This is a genomic window from Paramagnetospirillum magnetotacticum MS-1, assembly GCF_000829825.1.
In the GTDB taxonomy this organism is placed as follows: Bacteria; Pseudomonadota; Alphaproteobacteria; order Rhodospirillales; family Magnetospirillaceae; genus Phaeospirillum; species Phaeospirillum magnetotacticum.
In genome coordinates, this window is sequence record NZ_JXSL01000023.1 from 28951 (window position 1) to 41886 (window position 12936).

12 protein-coding genes are annotated in these 12936 nt (G+C 62.5%); 6 read left to right on the forward strand and 6 right to left on the reverse strand.

What is annotated here, in order from left to right:
• Nucleotides 1–98: 98 nt before the first annotated feature.
• On the reverse strand, nucleotides 99–302 hold the full coding sequence (locus CCC_RS06155) for a TOBE domain-containing protein (protein ID WP_009870259.1): 204 nt from the start codon (nucleotides 300–302) through the stop codon (nucleotides 99–101).
• A 369-nt stretch (nucleotides 303–671) separates the two neighbouring features.
• Between CCC_RS06155 and modA the strand changes: the two genes are divergently transcribed.
• The 6 genes from modA to CCC_RS06185 all read left to right on the forward strand — a co-directional run bounded on the left by modA (nucleotide 672) and on the right by CCC_RS06185 (nucleotide 5477).
• The gene (gene modA / locus CCC_RS06160; protein ID WP_041040335.1) at nucleotides 672–1442 is read left to right on the forward strand and encodes a molybdate ABC transporter substrate-binding protein; all 771 of its coding nucleotides are present in this window, start codon (nucleotides 672–674) and stop codon (nucleotides 1440–1442) included.
• 14 nt (nucleotides 1443–1456) lie between these two features.
• On the forward strand, nucleotides 1457–1843 hold the full coding sequence (locus tag CCC_RS06165; protein WP_041040337.1) for a NifB/NifX family molybdenum-iron cluster-binding protein: 387 nt from the start codon (nucleotides 1457–1459) through the stop codon (nucleotides 1841–1843).
• Nucleotides 1840–2421, forward strand: coding sequence for a nitrogen fixation protein NifQ (locus tag CCC_RS06170; protein ID WP_009870257.1), 582 nt, complete (start codon nucleotides 1840–1842; stop codon nucleotides 2419–2421). The genes CCC_RS06165 and CCC_RS06170 overlap by 4 nt, the downstream gene beginning before the upstream one ends.
• A 2-nt stretch (nucleotides 2422–2423) precedes the next feature.
• Nucleotides 2424–3260: a ModD protein gene (gene modD / locus CCC_RS06175; protein ID WP_009870256.1), complete on the forward strand. Its 837-nt coding sequence runs from the start codon at nucleotides 2424–2426 to the stop codon at nucleotides 3258–3260.
• Between the two features lie 228 nt (nucleotides 3261–3488).
• On the forward strand, nucleotides 3489–5009 hold the full coding sequence (adh, locus tag CCC_RS06180) for an aldehyde dehydrogenase (RefSeq protein WP_009870255.1): 1521 nt from the start codon (nucleotides 3489–3491) through the stop codon (nucleotides 5007–5009).
• Between the two features lie 81 nt (nucleotides 5010–5090).
• Entirely contained in the window at nucleotides 5091–5477 is a 387-nt protein-coding gene (locus tag CCC_RS06185) for a DUF779 domain-containing protein (protein WP_009870254.1), read from the forward strand.
• Nucleotides 5478–5590: 113 nt separating this feature from the next.
• Here CCC_RS06185 and CCC_RS06190 read toward each other — a convergent pair whose 3' ends face one another.
• From CCC_RS06190 to CCC_RS06210, 5 genes are all read right to left on the reverse strand, one after another.
• Nucleotides 5591–7891, reverse strand: coding sequence for a TonB-dependent receptor (locus CCC_RS06190; protein WP_052472956.1), 2301 nt, complete (start codon nucleotides 7889–7891; stop codon nucleotides 5591–5593).
• Nucleotides 7892–7972: 81 nt separating this feature from the next.
• A complete protein-coding gene (locus tag CCC_RS06195) occupies nucleotides 7973–8761 on the reverse strand; it encodes an SHOCT domain-containing protein (RefSeq protein WP_009870252.1) in 789 nt (262 codons plus the stop codon).
• A gap of 133 nt (nucleotides 8762–8894) precedes the next feature.
• Nucleotides 8895–10142 (reverse strand): hypothetical protein, encoded by a 1248-nt coding sequence (locus CCC_RS06200; protein WP_009870251.1) that lies wholly within the window; start codon nucleotides 10140–10142, stop codon nucleotides 8895–8897.
• Nucleotides 10143–10485: 343 nt separating this feature from the next.
• A complete protein-coding gene (locus CCC_RS06205) occupies nucleotides 10486–11112 on the reverse strand; it encodes a response regulator (protein WP_041040339.1) in 627 nt (208 codons plus the stop codon).
• A gap of 67 nt (nucleotides 11113–11179) precedes the next feature.
• Nucleotides 11180–12919, reverse strand: a complete 1740-nt coding sequence (locus CCC_RS06210) for a PQQ-dependent methanol/ethanol family dehydrogenase (RefSeq protein ID WP_041040341.1) — start codon at nucleotides 12917–12919, stop codon at nucleotides 11180–11182.
• Between the last annotated feature and the right edge of the window lie 17 nt (nucleotides 12920–12936).

Here is a 12936-nt window from a genome sequence, read left to right on the forward strand (position 1 = left end):
GCGGTCCAGGGCTCCCAGCAGGGCAAGGCCTCAGCCGAAATAGCGAAGGCCCCGGCATTTCAGACCGGGGCCTTGAGCCATGGACCCTTTGTGGCGGACTACTTGCCGATGATCACTTCGGAAGACTTGATGATCGCCTGAACATTGTCGCCGATCTTGAGGGCGAGATCATCGACGGCCTCGTTGGACACCAGGGAGGTGATGAACTGGCCGCCCACGTCGATCTTGACCTTGGCCACGATCTGCCCCTTGTCGATGGACACGACCTTGCCCTTCAGATTGTTGCGCGCGCTGAGCTTCATGGAAAATCTCCGACTGAAATTGAAATGGACCGGTCAACGGCCCAAACATCACATTATTTAAATTCGGCGCACAGTCAATACAACCATTGTCAATGGACTACAGCCCAGACCGTTATGAAAGTGAAATACAAAACGACCTGGCGAGATAAACACAAACCGCGCCGCAACACACCGCTATATTGTCGAGATAAATACCGAAAATGATTTGGCGCGCATTTATAACAACCCTGGACGGACAAATTTACACTCCAAATAATCCTATGGATTGAACGCTCATACAATTTTTCATACCTCCCATTCCTGGTTGCCGAATGGGCCACATCGCTATATACCTTAACTACATTTCGTTCCGATCCAAGGAGTGACCCGATGCCGATCAAGCGCCTGCTGGGGGCCGTCGCCGGCCTTGCCCTTTCCCTCTCTGTCACGGCCCGGGCCCATGCCGAGGATGTGGTTGTGTTTGCCGCGGCCTCGCTGACCAATGCCCTGAACGAAATCGGCGAGAGCTTCACCGCCAGGACCGGCCACAAGATGGTCCCGTCCTACGCCGCCTCCTCGGCCCTGGCCAAGCAGGTGGAACAGGGCGGCCCCGGCCAGGTCTTCGCCTCCGCCGATCTGAAGTGGATGGATTATCTGGCCGACAAGAAGCTGATCAACGGCGAAACCCGCTTCAATCTGCTGGGCAATACCCTGGTTCTGATTGCCCCCCTTGACGCCAAGCAGGGCAAGATCGAACTGACGGCCAAGACCGACATCGCCGTCCTGGCGGGAACAGGCCGCATCGCCACTGGCAATCCCGAAAGCGTCCCCGTGGGCCTCTATTTCAAGCAGGCCATGGAGCGGGCCGGGCAGTGGAAGGCCATCGAGTCCAAGATCGCCGCGACCGATTCGGTGCGCGCCGCCCTGGCCTTCGTCGAACGCGGCGAGGTGCCGCTGGGCGTGGTCTACGCCACCGACGCCGCCGTCTCCAAGAAGGTCAAGGTGGTCGGAGTCTTCCCCGACACCATGCACGATCCCATCGTCTATCCCTTCGCCCTGATCGCGGGCAAGGAAACCCCGGCGGCCAAGGCCCTGCTGGACGCCATCAAGAGCCCCGAGGCCAAGGGCGTCTTCGCCAAATACGGCTTCAAGATCAACTAGGGCGGAGGGGCGCCATGAAAATCGCCATCGCCACCCAGGATCTGGCCCGCATCGATGCCCATCTCGGCTGGGCCCGGCATCTGATGATTTATGAGGTGGATGCGGAAGGGTATTGCTATCTGGATATGGCAACCTTTCCCACCGGGCGCCAGGATGGCGATCACTCCAAACTGGCGCCGCGCCTCAAGGCCATGGAAGGCTGCCAGTTGGCCTTGGTGGCCGATGTGGGCCCGGACGGTGAATTCGGACTGGCCCGAACCCATGTGATACCCATCCGCAAATTTGCGGGAGAACCCATCGCCTTGGCTTTGGAGGCTTTGCGTGATGGAATGAGGGGACAACCACCCCTGTGGCTCCGCCAGGCGGAGCAGCGCTATCGACGGGAAAACATCGACGGATGACTTTTGAGACCGCCAAGATCAAGGACCCGTCCGTCTATGAAAGATTGATGGCCGCCGAAAGTGCGGTCGATCCCCTGGACCGCCATGTACTGGCCTCGGTCATCGCCGCCGCCTGGGGCGAGGGCCACGCCCCCCTGACCGAGGCCCTGGGGCTCGGGCGCTCTGTTTTCGCCCGCCTGCTGGATGCCGTCTTTCCGCATGCCTACGCCCTCGGCGATCTGGTGAGCAGCGATGCCAACGCGGGCGAGGATTCCATCGAGGAGCCCGATTACCGCGCCCTTTTGCTGGACGGGCGCGCCCGGGGCGACGAGATCGAGGACTGGCTGGCCCATGTGGTGGCGCGGCGCTCGCTCAAGCCCGAACATCTGTGGGTCAGCCTGGGCCTGAGAAACCGCAAGGAACTGTCCGACATGCTGCACCGCCATTTCCCCAAGGTGGCGGCGCGCAATGTCAACGGCATGCGCTGGAAGAAGTTCTTTTACCGCGAGATGTGCATGGCCGAGGGAGTCTATGTGTGCAAATCGCCGGTCTGCGACATCTGTCCCGATTACAGCGAATGCTATGGGGGGAAGGACTAGGCATGCTCCATATCACCGATGCCGAGCTTGACCGCTTTATCCTCGACGATGCGCCTCATGGCGATCTCACCACCCGCTCGCTGGGGTTGTCGGGCACTCCCACCGTCATGGTGTTCCGGGCGGGCGGAGCCCTGGTCGCCTCCTCCACCGAGGAAGCGGCGCGCATCCTGGCCCGGTTGGGCTGCACCGTCACGCTGAACGCGGCCAGCGGCACCCAGGCGGCGGCCGGGGATGTGCTTTTGTCGGCCACGGGTCCGGCCGATGCCATTCTGACGGGATGGAAGGTCGCCCAGACCCTGGTGGAATACGCCTCGGGCATTGCCACCTCCGCCGCCGGCATGGTCGCCGCCGCCCGCGCGGTGCGCCCCGATGTGGTGATCGCCTGCACCCGTAAGACCTTTCCCGGCACCAAGGCCGTGGCCATCAAGGCCATCATCGCGGGAGGCGCCACCCCCCATCGCCTGGGGCTTTCCGATTCGATCCTGCTGTTTCCCGAACATCGGGCCCTGCTGGGCCAGACCACCCTGGCCGAGGCCATCAGCCGCCTGAAACGCGCCTGCCCGGAAAAGAAGGTGGTGGTCGAGGTTACCTCACAAGATGAGGCGGAGGCTGCCGCCGCGGCCGGGGCCGATGTCATTCAGTTGGAGAAGTTCACCCCCGCTCAGACGGCGGAGGTGACGGAACGCGTCGGGCCGTGCGGCATCCTGATTGCCGCCGCTGGCGGTGTCACCGCCGCCAATGCCGCCGATTATGCCCAGGCGGGGGCCGCCATCCTGGTGAGTTCGGCCCCCTATTCCGCCCCGCCCGTGGACGTGAAGGTCACCATCTCCCCGCAATAGAACTCCCGTCACCACGGCGACCGCTCTTTTTCTAGGAAAAGGGCGCTGCGATGCGATTTCCTGTGAATTTTTACGGTTATTGACCGGAAAATTCGACCAAGGTCGCATGGAAAGTCTCCCTCAGCACGCGGTATCCATAGCAGATGCCAAGCCCTGATATCGGCGCCATCGCGCCAATGGGCCCTCGGCAACGGCTTGTTTTCACCGCTCTATCCATGAGGAGCCACCATGCTGTACGCCTCTCCGAACACTTCCGGCGCCAAGGTCCAGTACAAGGCCAAATACGATAATTTCATTGGCGGAAAGTGGGTTGCCCCGGTCAAGGGCGAATACTTCGACGTCATCACGCCTATCAACGGCAAGGCCTATACCAAGGCGGCCCGCTCGGGCGCCGAGGATATCGAGCTGGCCCTGGACGCCGCCCATGCCGCCGCCGATGCCTGGGGCAAGACCCCTCCGGCCGAACGCGCCAATATCCTGCTCAAGATCGCCGACCGCCTGGAAGCCAATCTGGAACTGCTGGCCTATGCCGAGACGGTGGATAACGGCAAGCCCATCCGCGAGACCCTGGCCGCCGACATTCCGTTGTCGGTCGACCACTTCCGCTACTTCGCGGGCTGCCTGCGCGCCCAGGAAGGCGGCATGAGCGATATCGACGAGAACACCGTCGCCTATCACTTCCACGAGCCTCTGGGCGTGGTCGGCCAGATCATTCCCTGGAACTTTCCCATCCTGATGGCCGCCTGGAAACTGGCCCCCGCCTTGGGCGCCGGCAATTGCGTGGTCCTCAAGCCCGCCGAATCCACCCCCATCAGCATCCTGATCCTGGCCGAGCTGATCGCCGACCTGCTGCCGCCGGGTGTCTTGAACATCGTCAACGGCTATGGCCGCGAGGCGGGCATGCCCCTGGCGTCCTCCAAGCGCATCGCCAAGATTGCCTTCACCGGTTCCACCTCCACCGGCCGCGTCATCGCCCAGGCCGCCGCCAACAATCTGATCCCGGCGACGCTGGAACTGGGCGGCAAGTCGCCCAACATCTTCTTCCCCGACGTGGCCCAGGCCGATGACGGCTTCTTCGACAAGGCCATCGAAGGCCTGGTCCTGTTCGCCTTCAACCAGGGTGAAGTCTGCACCTGCCCGTCGCGGGCCCTGATCCACGAATCCATCTACGACAAGTTCATGGACCGCGTCCTCGGCCGCGTCGCCGCCATCAAGCAGGGCAGCCCGCTCGACACCGACACCATGATCGGTGCCCAGGCCTCCAAGGAGCAGATGACCAAGATCATGTCCTATCTGGACCTGGGCAAGCAGGAAGGCGCCCAGTTGCTGATCGGCGGCGAGCGCGCCTATCTGGGCGGCGAGTTGAACGACGGCTATTACATCCAGCCGACCCTGTTCAAGGGCCACAACAAGATGCGCATCTTCCAAGAAGAGATCTTTGGCCCCGTCCTGGCGGTCACCACCTTCAAGGACGAGGCCCATGCCCTGGAACTGGCCAACGACACCCTCTACGGCCTGGGTGCGGGCGTGTGGAGCCGCAACGGCAACGTGGCCTACCGCATGGGCCGGGCCATCAAGGCCGGGCGTGTGTGGACCAATTGCTACCACGCCTATCCCGCCCATGCGGCCTTCGGCGGCTACAAGGAATCGGGCATCGGCCGCGAGACCCACAAGGTCATGCTCGACCACTACCAGCAGACCAAGAACCTGTTGGTGAGCTACAGCGAAAGCAAGCTCGGCTTCTTCTGATGGCCGGGCGGCACTTCGCTCCCCTTTGACGCCTTGACGCGCCCGGCTTGCCGCCGGGCGCTTTTTTCTGGGAGGTTCCCCATGGTCGCACGGGTCATCGCCACCCAAACCGCCCTTGATCTCATCGAGACTCTGAAACGCCGACACGGTGCGCTCTTCTTTCACCAGTCGGGCGGCTGTTGCGACAACAGCGCGGCCAATTGCTTCCTACCCGGCGAACTGACGCTGGGGGCGGGCGACGTCTTCCTGGGCGAGATCGGCGATGTGCCCTTCTATATGGGCAAGGCTCAGTTCGAATACTGGAAGCATACCCAGCTGATCATCGACGTGATCGACGGCACCGGGGGCACCTTCTCGCTGGAAGGCCCCGAGGGCAAGGCCTTCCACACCCGCTCGCGCGTCTTCACCGATGCGGAAATGGCCGAACTGGACCGCCAGGGTCCACCGCCTGCGGGACCGTTCGCTTAGAGCGGCGCGCGCCAAATCTGGCGCATGCCGCGACCAGCCGCCAGTCAAGCGCGCGCCCGGCGAGGGGCAAACATAATCTGGACCATCGTGCGTCATATTTGACGTTCGATGGTCTAGAACCTGGCCCGCAGCCCAGCCCAGAAGGACCGGGGCGCGCCCGGCGTGCGGAACTGATTGTCCGAGAAGGAGGAGAATACGCTGGTGGGGCTGCCATAGAGGCCAAAGCTTTCGTAGCGGCGATCCAGCAGATTATCGACCCGAAGGAAGGCCGAGGCGAAGTCGGCCAGCTTGTACTCGGTCTCGGCGTTGAAAACCTCGTAGCCGCCCAGACGGCGCCCCAGCCCGGCCTCGTCTCCCCGCAGGCGGCGCGAGGAATAGAAGGCGGCATCCATCTCCACCAGCCAGGCATCGGTCAGTTCATAGCTGCCGCCCATCTTCAGGCTGTGCATGGGAATACCAGGCAAGGGCGAGCCCCGGCGCACGAAGATATTACCGTTGGCATCGGCGCCGGGATTGTTGGGGCTGCGCAAGGTAACGTCGTTATCCATGGTGGCGCGCACGAGCGAATAGTTGACGAACCATCCCATGGGGCCAAAGCGCCCCCGGTCGGAAGCCTCCAGACCGGTCCGGAGCGTGCGTCCGGCATTACGGAAATAGCCGGTTCCCGTGCTCTGGCCCGAGGCCACGAAGAGGATATCGTCCTGGTTCTGGGTGCCGAAACCGGCCAGCGACCAGGCATGGGACCAGGACTTGTCCGCAGCCTCGCTGCGGCCGCGCAACCCCGTCTCCACCGAGCGCGACACCACCTGGCGCAGCGACGGGTCCGAGAGGAAGGCATTGGGGAAACGGCAGGGCTTGGCGGCGTCGGCGCAGGACAATTCGGCGGCGGTGGGCGCCCGATTGGCCTCGCCATATCCGGCAAAGGCGGTCAGCTCGGGCGACAGCTGATAGGTCAGACCGGCAGCAGGATTGAAACGCTCGTACATGTGACGCCCGTTGAGATCCGTGCCGAAGCGATCCTCCAGCACCACCTCGGCAGCGTTATAGCGCCCCGCCATGGTCAGGGTCAGACGGTCGGTCAGCGACAGGGTATCGCTGAAATAGACGCCGATGGTGCGGTTATGGGCGCTGATATCCGTCCAGTAGGTGGAGGTGCCGAGGATCACCCCGCTGCCGCCGATGCTGCGATCGCCTTGCAGCGAGCCCACCTCGCTTTCGCTGTGATAGCGGGTATGGCCCTCATCCTCGGACAGGCCGGTGATCAGGGTGTTGCGCAATCCCCAGACAGGCTTGTCCAGAGCGAGCTGAAGGCTGGCGCCCAGGGAGTTGGTGTTGGTTTCCGTGCGGTTGATGATGCCGCTGCCCTTGGCGCTCACCGGCACGGTGTTGCCGTTGATATCGGTAAGCTGCGCCTCGTCGGCGCCGTTGGGATCAGAACACAAGATGGTGGCGTCGAACGAACAGGCGCCAGCGGTATTGGCGTCTCCGTTCAAGGTGCGGTGCCTGACATTGCGGAAATAGGCGGCGCCTTGCAGGGATAGGGTATCGGTCAGCTCCAGATTGCCCCGGCCGGAAAGACTGATCTGACGATTCTGCGAAGTGTCGGGCGAGGTAAAGATGGCGCTACGGCTGTTATGCAGCAGCTCCACCGGGCTGGGGCCGTTGCCGGTCAGATCGGAATTGCCGAAAGACAGGCTGAGCCCTCCGGTAAACCGCTCGCCACGAAACTCAACATCGCCGAACATCTGGCTGAGCTCGGAGGGCGAGCGCTGCCGCCAGCCCTCCTCTCCCATATGGCCGATGCCGCCGTAAAAGCCGAAATTCTCCGCCTTGGCGCCGTGTTGCGCTACGGCCTTGTAGCGCCCGAACGAACCTCCGGCGGCCATCATCTCCGTTCCCTGGAAGGAAAAGCCGGTCTTCATATCCATGACCATGGCTCCGCCCAGGGCGTTCAATCCAAAGACCGGATTGGCGCCGGGCAGAATGTCGGCACGGTTTACGGCGAAGGTGGGGATCATCTCCCAGTGGACCAGATCGCCGAAGCTCTCATTGACCCGCATGCCGTTCTGGTAGACCGCCAGTCCCTGGGGCTCGCCCATCACCGGCGAGGCGTTGAATCCGCGGAAGGACAGGCTGGGCTGAAAGGAATTGCCGCCCGTATCGGACAGCGAGACGGAACCGAGGCGGCGTTCCAGCAGGTCGGAAACGGTGGCGCCCTTGGCGCGATCCAGCACGTCGCCGTCAAGGCCCTGGACATTGCTGGGCATCTGATCGCGGCTGATGCCGGTGCCGGGGACGGGCGAGACGCCGATGACGTCCACCATGGGCACCTTGACCACCTCTTGCCCCCAGGCGGCAGCCTGGGCCACAACCCAAAGCGCCGTCCCGCAAAACAGCACGCCCCTCTTGCCCATCCATGCCTCCCATGACATGGAGCGATCTTGGGCAAGGCTCGGCAACCGGGCAATTCGACCTTGGTCTACATCATTGATTTATTAGAAAGAATCGATGATCTGCTTACGCTTTGCGGCATATTCCTTCGGGCTTAGCAGACCCTTGGCCTTCAGCTGGTCGAGGGTGCGCAGCCGATCTTCCACCGCCACGGGGGCGGCGGGCGCGGGAGAGGCCGGAGCGGGGGCGGCGGTAGAAGCGGGCGCGGCTTTCATCTGCTGCTGCATCTGCTGCATCTGGCGCTGCATTTCCTCCAATTGGGTTTGGGCCTGCTTTTGCGCCGCTTCCGAACCGGGCTCGGGCACCGCCATGGCGGCGGCGGGAATGACGGCCCAGTCCGAGCGGCGGAGAGCGACGGCGGAATTGGCCGCGGACGAAATCTTCCAGCGGGCGTCGCCCCTGGCGGGAGCGGCGCGGCGGCCCTCCACCAAGGAGACCAGCCGGGGGTCCACCTTCTGATAGGTGCCGGTATCGTTGGGCGGCTCGGTCTGAGCTTCACCTAGAATGAGATTGAGGCCATCCGTTCCCATGAAGGCACGCAGCGTGGTCAGGCGGGGTTCGTTCAGACCAAGGATGGTCTTGCGCATGCCGATGGTGGCGATGCTGACATCCTGATCGGGGCCGGCCTTGGCCAGGGCCTTGGAGAGTTGCTCGGCCACGAAGACGCGCTCATCGGCGGTGAGCAGTTCCACCGGCTCACCATCGCCGTTGTCCAGGCGCAATTGCGCCAGGCCGTTGCGGATATCGGATTTGGACAAGGTGACGGGATGAGCATTGCCGCCGCCGCCATCGCGCGCGATCAGGCGGACATGCTGCCAACGGGCTTCCCACAAAGTGGTCCCCGCACTGTCCGCAAGAGCAACGGATGGCGGGGACCCGACAAGGACCGCACATCCCAGAACCAAAGCATAGATTGGGCTACGAAGGTTCCGGGACATGGGTATCTCCTGCGCTTTTCAGTATGTTTTAGTAGGTGACCACGACGCCGAGAGCGCCGATCTGTTCCTTCTGGCTGGCGCCATCGGACCAGTTGTTGGTCACGTAGTTGTATTCGCCCACCACACGGATCCACTTGTTGATCTCGTGACGCAGCTGAACACCGGCCATGTCCTTGCTGGTCATGGTGTAGGTGACGGTGCTGGCGGTGGCCAGGCTCTCGGCCTTTTCGTACTTGGTCTGGTCCACGTAGGAAGCGCCGTAACGGGCCGACAGCGTGGTGCCCTGGCCGAAATTGTAGCCAGCCTGGGCGTAGAAGCCGTAACCGGCCTTGGTGTTGCCCATGGCGTCGATGCTGTCGAAGGACAACTGGGCGCCCGACAGGCCCATGCCTTCGCCGTAATAGCCGTGGGCCACCAGATCCACGCTGCCGATGGAGACCTTGCCGCCGATTTCGCCGCCGAACACGTAGACGTTCTTGGCGTTGCCGGTATAGGTCTGGCCGGTGATCAGGGTCGGCGTGCCGGTCAGGCCCGCCTGCTGCCAGGTGCCGTTGGCATAGAGCGCGGTGGGCGCCGATCCCAGCTTGCCCGCCCAGTTCACGCCAGCCTCGAAGCGCGGCACGGTGGTCTTGGTTCCCGATACGGCATTGGAGGCATCGGAGCCAATGGCATTGGGCTCGAAGATACCGGCGGTCGCCTTGAAACCACCCGCGAAGGCCGGGGTGGTATAGCGGACATTGCCGTTCCAACCGGCATAGGTATAGCCGTAGCCGATGCCGCCCACCGTGGTGTTCAGCGCGTTATAGCCCTGGCCCTTGGAATTCAGGCCCGCGCCGACGCCGAAGATGTACATGTCGTTCATGATGGCCTGGCCGCCGAAGATACCCAGCGACTTACCACCTTGAACCTCGCCCCACTTGCCGCCATAGGTGGCGAAAGCTTCACGGATCAGGCCGACAGTGCCGCCCGAAGCGCCATCGCCGTCCCAGTTGTGGCTGCCGGGGTTGTTGACGCTGGTCTGCAGCGACAGGCGTGCGGTCAGCTTGTTGCCGTCCAGGTCCGGTGACTTGACGTTGAAGCCGAAGGTCTCGGGGACAAAGCCCGAGATCACATGCATGCCGTTACCGGCATTGCTCGATCCCGAACCGATGGAATAGGCGACGTTGCGATAGGTCCGCCCGCTCTTGGACGGCGCGGAGTCGCTGGTGGAATTGGTGACGAAAACGTTCACGAAGCCGTCGACCGAGAAGACCCAGCCGGCGGGGTCGTTGCCCATCAGGACGATTTCGGCCTGCGCCGAAGGGGAAAGCGCAGAGACCGCCCCGACTGAACACAGTGCCGTGGTTAAGAACAAAGAAATTCTGCGCATAGCAAACCCCCTGTATCGCTCGCTGGCGAGTGGCAATATCGGGGCGATGCTATGTCATGAGACGAGAACAAATAAGATAGGTAATAGTCGTAATACAAACAGGCAACAATATTGCAACGCACAACGTCTGTACTTACATACAGTATAGTACTACGCCAAAATGGCAACACTTGTACTTATGTACGAAGCGACAAAAAAGGCGCCGCAATCAGATTGCGGCGCCCTGTATGGCGAAGATGGGTTGGGTGGGTCAGAAGCGGCCGATCTGCCTGGCGACAATCACCGCCTGGGTGCGGCTGGTGACCTTGAGCTTGCGCAGGATGGCGGTCATATGCGCCTTCACCGTGGTGTTGGTCACATCCAGCTCGTAGGCGATCTGCTTGTTGGATTTCCCCCGTGCCAGCAGGGACAGAACCATGCGCTGGCGATGGGTGAGCGAGCCAAGCTTTTCCTCCAGCAGCGGATCGATGACCTTGGCCTTGGTTCCGAAGATCTCCTCGGGCCGGAAGATTTCGCCGCTCATCACCAGTCCAACCGCCTCGCACATGCGTTCCTTGGACGAGGATTTGGGAATGAAACCGGCGGCGCCGCAGGCCAGGGCCTGCTCGATGACATCCTCTTCCTCGCTGGCCGAGACCACGATGATGGGAGTGTCAGGAAGATCTTCGCGCAGGCGCAGCAGGCCGGTGAACCCGTCCATGCCCGGCATGTTGAGGTCGAGGAGAATCAGGTCCAGCGGCTCGTCTGCATCAAGGAAAGGGCCGATTTGATTGAAGTCGCAGGCCTCGAGACAGTCTGCGGAATCGAAGGACTGGCCCACCACATGACGCAGAGCGTCGCGAAACAACGGATGGTCGTCTGCGATAAGTACCCGCACAGCCAGACCTCCAGAGAAAGCGGGGCCGGGCGCAAGCCCGACCCCAGTTGACGGGAGGATCATAACACTAGGACTTGGGCAACTTGAACACCCAAAGCATGCCGCCCTGGCTGATGTCCTTGACCTTCTTGGCGACCTCGCCGCCCCACAGCGGCACGGCGCCACCCCAACCCGAGGCGACGGCCACATACTGCTCGCCGTCCATTTCCCAGGTCACGGGCACACCCACCACGCCCGAGCCGGTCTGGAACTTCCACAATTCCTGGCCGGTCTTGGCATCGAAGGCCTTGAGGAAGCCTTCGGGGGTTCCGGTGAAGACCAGATTGCCCTTGGTGGTCAGCACGCCACCCCACAGCGGGGCGGAGTTCTTGTATTCCCAAACGATCTTTCCGGTGGCCGGATCGATGGCGCGGAGCGCGCCGATATAGTCGTCGTGCAGCGGCTTGATGGTGAAACCGGCGCCCAGATAGGCGGCGCCCTTCTTGTAGGTGACCGGCTCGTTCCAGATATCCATGCCCCATTCATTGGCCGGGACGTAGAACAGCTTGGTGTCCGGGTTATAGGCCATGGGCATCCAGTTCTTGGCGCCCAGGAAGGCCGGAGCCGCGAAGACAGACTTGCCCTTGCCATCGGCCGTGGGCTTGCCAGGACGGTTGTCGGGAACGAATTTGGGCTTGCCCGCCGAATCGAAGCCGGTGGCCCAGGTGATGGTGTTCACGAAGGGCGTCGCGCTGATGAACTTGCCGTTGGTGCGGTCGAGCACGAAGAAATAGCCGTTGCGGTCGGCCTTGGCGCCCGCCTTGATGGTCTTGCCATCCTTGACCAGATCGAACGAGACCAGCTCGTTGACGCCGTCGAAATCCCAGCCGTCATGGGGCGTGGTTTGGTAATGCCAGACGATCTTGCCGGTATCGGGGTCGATGGCCAGGGTCGAGGCGCTATAGAGATTGTCGCCGGGACGGGTATGGCTGTTCCAGGGCGCCGGATTGCCGGTACCGTAGAAAATCAGGTTGGTTTCGGGGTCGTAGGTTCCGCCCAGCCAGGTGGCCGCACCGCCCGACTTCCACATATCGCCGGGCCAGGAAGCATTGGTGGTGCCGGTGATGCCGTTCTCCTTGCCGTTGAGCGTGCCCATATGGCCCTCGACGGTGGGACGCGACCAGATCAGCTCGCCGGTCTTGGGATCGCGTGCCTCGACCTTGCCGACGATGCCGAATTCGCCACCCGACACGCCGGTGATGATCTTGCCCTTGACGATCAGGGGCGCGGCCGAGAAGGAATAGCCGGCCTTGTAATCCTCGATGTCCTTCTTCCAGACGACCTTGCCGGTCTCCTTGTCCAGGGCCACCAGCTTGGCGTCCAGGGTTCCGAAGATCACCAGATTGTCATAGAGCGCCGCGCCACGGTTGATGACGTCGCAGCAGGGCATGATGCCGTCGGGAAGACGGGCCTCGTAGGTCCATTTGTGCTTGCCGGTCTTGGCGTCCAGCGCGAAGAGGCGCGAATAGGAACCGGTCACGTAGATGGTGCCGTCCTGGATCAGCGGCTGGCTTTCCTGGCCGCGCATCTTCTCGCCGCCGAAGGAATAGGCCCATACCGGCGTCAGCTTGGCCACCGTGTCGGTGTTGAGCTTGTCCAGCTGGCTGAAACGCTGGCCCTGGGTGCCGATGCCGTAGGTCAGGACTTCGGAGGTATTGTTGGCATCATTGGCGATGTCGGCATCGGTTACCGGCTTGGCGCTCACATTGAAGGCTGCAAGCAGAGCGACGGCACTGACGGCGCCCGCAATATTTCGTTTGAAGCTCATAATTTCGAGTCCTCCCC